Below are 4,257 nucleotides of genomic sequence, written 5' to 3' on the forward strand. Positions count from 1 at the left end.
TTCAGTGTCTACTTGTTTCTCTGTTGTTCAAGGGTGTTAGTGGTTGGGGGGCACCAAACAAATTCCGGGCCCCCGGGGTGGAGGGGGGGGGCCTTCTGCGTAACCCCGGCTTTGCAGCCGGCCGCGCTCAGTTCTTCTGCGGCTCGGGGACGCGCATCACGAGGATCGCCATGTCGTCCGACGCTGGTTCCGCGGCGAAACGTTCGACAGCACGCAGGATGCGCGCCGCCACCGCTCCGGCCGTGAGGCCGGTACACGTCGTGAGCACATCCATGAGGCCGTCGTCGCCGAGCATACGGGTGCCTTCCCGCCGTTCCGTGACACCGTCGGTCACGCACAGCAGGACATCGCCCGGCTCCAGGGTGACGGTCTGCTCGTACAGCTCCAGATCATCCATCACACCCAGCAGCGGCTGCGGTTCCGCAGCGGGCTCCACGGTGCCGTCCTGGCGTAGCCGGAGCGGGAGGGGATGGCCGGCACAGACGACCTTGAGGGTGGCCGAGCCGTCCTCCTGAGGCCGGAGCTCGCCGTACAGCAGGGTGAGGAAGCGACTGCGGGCGCCTTCGTCGAGGATCGCCGCGTTCAGTCGTTCGAGTACCGCGGGGCCGCCGAAGCCCTCGCGGGCCAGGAGACGCAGGGCGTGGCGGGCCAGGCCGGTGACGGCCGCGGCCTCCGGACCCGTACCGCAGACGTCGCCGATCGCGAAGCCGTAGAGACCGTCGCGGATGGGGAAGAGGTCGTAGAAGTCGCCGCCCACTTCGTTGCCTTCGCCCGCGGCGCGGTAGATGACCTCGACCTCGACGCCGGGCACCTCGGGGCGGGTCGGAGGAAGGAGACTGCGCTGGAGCGACTGGCTGATCGCCGTGCGCTCGGAGTAGAGCCGGGCGTTGTCGAGTGCCAGTGCCGCACGGCGCGAGAGGTCTTCGGCCAGTTCAAGGATCTCCTGGCGGAAGTGGTCGTCGGACGGCTTGCCGAGGGTCAGCATGCCGATGACGCGGTTGCGTGCGACCAGGGGCAGGACGACCGTTTCGCCGCCGACCGCAGAGGCCGTGGCCAGGGTCGCACCGATTCCGGTGCTCGACGACAAGGAGGCTGTCTCCATGCTCAGTTCGCGCATTGAGGTGCGCAGCGCGGCCTGGTGGGCGGCGTCGGCCGGAGCGTTCCAGACGCGGGCACCGGGAGTGAGTTCCGGAAGCGGCGGGGGAAGCTTGGAGAGGAGGGCCTTGAGGCCGTCGATACGTTCCTCGTCCTCGTGGAGCACGTAGGAGAGGTACGCCTCCGAGGACTGGTCCGCGATGGTGTAGACGGCGCACCAGGTGGCCAGCGTGGGCACCGTCATCTGTGCCATGAGTGCCAGCGTCTGATCGCGGTCGAGCGTGCCGGCCAGCAGGTCGGATGCCTCGACCAGGAAGCTGAGTGAGCCCCGGCGCAGCCTCTCCAGCTCGCCGAGCCGGGCTGACTCGACGGCGAGTGCGATGCGGTCGGCGGCGAACTGGAGCCGCAGGGCTTCTTCGTTGGAGTAGCGGCTCTCGGCTTCCGTGGCGACTCCGAGGGATCCGGTGAGCCGGCCTTCGACCTTCAGCGGGACGGTGACCACGGAGCGCATTCCGGTGCCGTCGAGGAGGGGCACGGCGCCGGGGACGGCGCTCAGGTCCTCGTGGACGGCGGGCATCCTGGCGGAGCCGTAGCGGCCGGTGCCCGCTTCGACGGGGACGCGGGCGAAGCGCTGGCGGGCGGAGGGAAGGCCGGTGGTGGCCCGTACTTCGAGTTCTGTCTCGTCGTCAGTGGCCAGCAGCAGGAAGGCGGAGTCGCCATCGAGCATGTCGCGGGCGCGCTCGACCGTGCGCTGGAGGAGCCCGTCGAGGTCGTCGGGGGCGGGAGAGCCGATGAACACCTCGAAGGGGTCGGCGTTGCGGGTCTCCGTGCCCGTGCCGTCGTTGGGGGACACGCGCGCCGGTGACTGGATCACCGCGCGTTCGTAGTCGCGGACGAGGAGGCAGACGGTGGAGGCCTCGCCATGGGTGTCGCGGACCCGGAGGTGGGAGGCGTACACCGCGATGACCCGGCCGTCGGTGTCGCGGATGCCGTAGCTGCCTTCCCAGCGTGACAGTTGGAGTGCCTCGGCGATTCCGGTGCCGATGCCGGGGGTGTGGGGCCAGGCCGCGAGGTCGCCGAGGGGCTTGCCGATCACCTGGTCGGCCAGGTATCCGAAAAGGTGCTCGGCGTCGTCGTTCCAGGAACTGATGGCGCCGACGCGGTCGATCTGTACGACGGCCACCCTGACCCGCTCGTCGGCGACCGGGAGGAGGTCGACGGGGAGCACGGGGCCGGCTGAACGGGTGCCCACGGGGCGCTGTGGCAGATCGAGCTGGAACCAGACCTGCTTGCTCGAAGCCGAGTACTCGACGCCCCACCGTGTCGCGAGTGCGGCGCAGAGCAGCAGACCGCGGCCGTTCTCGCGATCCGGGTGGGCGACGGCTCTGCCACCGCCCTGGATCGGGATCTCCCGCTCGGGATAGCGGTCGCCCACCTCGACCCGCACGCCGTCCGGGGTGCGCAGGCAGAGCACATCGGCGGCGGTGCCGGCATGGATGACCGCGTTGGTGACGAGTTCGCTGGTGAGGACCACCGCGTCGTCGACGACTTCGGTGTATCCCCAGCCCTGGAGTGTGTCCCGGACGAAGGCGCGGGCTGTGGCGACCGACCGTCCGACGGGGTCGAAGCTGGCAGCCGCCCGCGCAGTGATCACAGAACTCTTCATACGCGTCTCGACGCCCGGCTCTGCCATGGTTGGTGCCTGCCCCTCCCGGTGCCCGGTCATTGTCCTCGCGCCTCACCACCCCTGCCGGGCGACCGGGGCGGTTGGACAGCCGGATGCCAGGTTACTTACCTTCGCTGTCCGAGCGGATGCCGGTCGCGGCCGTTTCCGCCCTCCGGGTGTGGGGACGCTATGCGAAGCTGCCGAACTGTTATGGCCTGGTTCTGCTGCGGTGAAACACTGGGAACGATTCCTTGAGACAGCCCGAGCATGACGTAACCCCTGTGGGAGGGACACGGTGGAGTCTGGTGCAGCGGCGCGGGGCACGAGCACGCGCGCACAAGGCGGACAGTCCCGGAAAAGCCAGCCACGGGGCGGCACGACGGCGGTGGACGCCGCGGCTCTGAACCGGCTTCTCGCGGCTCTGGTCGCGATGCGGGACGGCAATTTCCGCAAGCGGCTGACGGTCTCGGGCGATGACGTCATGGCCGAGATCGCGGCGGTCTTCAACGAGGTCGCCGACCGCAATCTGCACCTCACCGGGGAGCTCGCACGGGTGCGGCGTGTCGTGGGACGTGAGGGAAAACTCACGGAGCGGCTCGAGCCCGGTGCCTGCGAGGGCTCCTGGGCCGCGGCGATCGAGGCGTCCAACGCGCTCGTCGACGACCTGGCCCGGCCGGTGTCCGAGGTCAGCAGGGTGCTGTCGGCGGTTGCCGACGGTGATCTGGAGCAGCGCATGGAGCTGCGCTCGCATGCCGCCGACGGCTCCGACGGCGCGGTGCGTCCCCTGCGCGGTGAGTTCCTGAAGGTCGCCCGGACCGTCAACAGCCTGGTGGATCAGCTCTCGGCGTTCACCGACGAGGTGACGCGGGTCGCACTCGAGGTCGGCACCGAGGGAAAGCTCGGCGGTCAGGCGCAGGTGCGAGGTATGTCCGGTTCGTGGAAAGACCTCACGGATTCGGTGAACACGATGGCGTACCGGCTGACGGCCCAGGTGCGTGATATCGCTCTCGTCACCACCGCGGTCGCCAAGGGCGATCTGTCGCGGAAGGTCACCGTGCATGTGGCCGGTGAGATGCTCCAGCTGAAGAACACCGTCAACACGATGGTGGACCAGCTGTCCTCGTTCTCGTCCGAAGTGACGCGAGTCGCACGCGAGGTGGGTACGGAGGGCGAGCTCGGCGGCCAGGCGACCGTGCCGGGAGTCGCAGGTGTGTGGAAGGACCTCACCGACTCCGTCAACACGATGGCGGGCAACCTCACCTCCCAGGTGCGTGGCATCGCGGAAGTCACCACCGCAGTGGCCAATGGTGATCTGTCGCAGAAGGTCACGGTGAGCGCGCGTGGCGAGGTGGCACAGCTCGCGGAGACCATCAACCAGATGACCGAGACGCTTCGTACCTTCGCCGACGAGGTGACCCGGGTGGCCAGCGAGGTCGGCGCCGAGGGACTGCTCGGGGGGCAGGCGCAGGTGCCGGGTGCCGCGGGTACGTGGAAGG

The 4,257-nt window shown here is 69.3% G+C and carries 2 protein-coding genes; one reads left to right on the plus strand and one right to left on the minus strand.

The window, feature by feature from the left end; genetic code table 11:
- Window positions 1–127: 127 nt before the first annotated feature.
- Entirely contained in the window at window positions 128–2,788 is a 2,661-nt protein-coding gene (locus ACFV6V_RS02365) for a SpoIIE family protein phosphatase (protein WP_385557871.1), read from the minus strand.
- A 268-nt stretch (window positions 2,789–3,056) separates the two neighbouring features.
- Here ACFV6V_RS02365 and ACFV6V_RS02370 point away from each other — a divergent pair.
- A partial coding sequence (locus tag ACFV6V_RS02370) for a HAMP domain-containing protein (protein WP_385557874.1) occupies window positions 3,057–4,257 on the plus strand: 1,201 nt, incomplete at its 3' end.

This window comes from Streptomyces sp. NPDC059828 (assembly GCF_042731955.1).
Lineage (GTDB): Bacteria > Actinomycetota > Actinomycetes > Streptomycetales > Streptomycetaceae > Streptomyces.